The organism is Paenibacillus sp. 01T431 (genome assembly GCF_056398625.1).
Genome location: NZ_JBFTPT010000090.1, coordinates 1 through 337, shown reverse-complemented (window position 1 = coordinate 337; position 337 = coordinate 1). Strand labels below are relative to the sequence as shown.

At 51.0% G+C, this 337-nt stretch carries 1 tRNA gene and 1 rRNA gene; both read left to right on the top strand.

Going from position 1 to position 337, the window contains the following annotated elements:
• Nucleotide 1 precedes the first annotated feature (1 nt).
• Nucleotides 2-77: transfer RNA gene (locus tag AC1DM9_RS34615), tRNA-Ala, on the top strand.
• 113 nt (nucleotides 78-190) lie between these two features.
• Nucleotides 191-337: ribosomal RNA gene (locus AC1DM9_RS34610) — 23S ribosomal RNA — on the top strand; the annotation flags it as partial.

Sequence of the window (337 nt, the reverse complement as noted above, 5' to 3'; positions counted from 1 at the left end):
TGGGGCCATAGCTCAGCTGGGAGAGCGCCTGCCTTGCAAGCAGGAGGTCAGCGGTTCGATCCCGCTTGGCTCCACCAAAAAAACTTTTTAAATTGCACCTTGAAAACTGGATAACGAAAGAAAAGAATTGCTGAAACATCCTTTAAAGCTGTTTTTACGTAAGCGAAGGTGAGCGATCACCTGAGCATTTGGTTAAGCTAGTAAGAGCGCACGGAGGATGCCTAGGCACCAGGAGCCGAAGAAGGACGTGGCGAACAACGATACCGCCCCGGGGAGCCGTAAGCAGGCATTGATCCGAGGATTTCCGAATGGGGAAACCCAGCTATCGTAATGGATA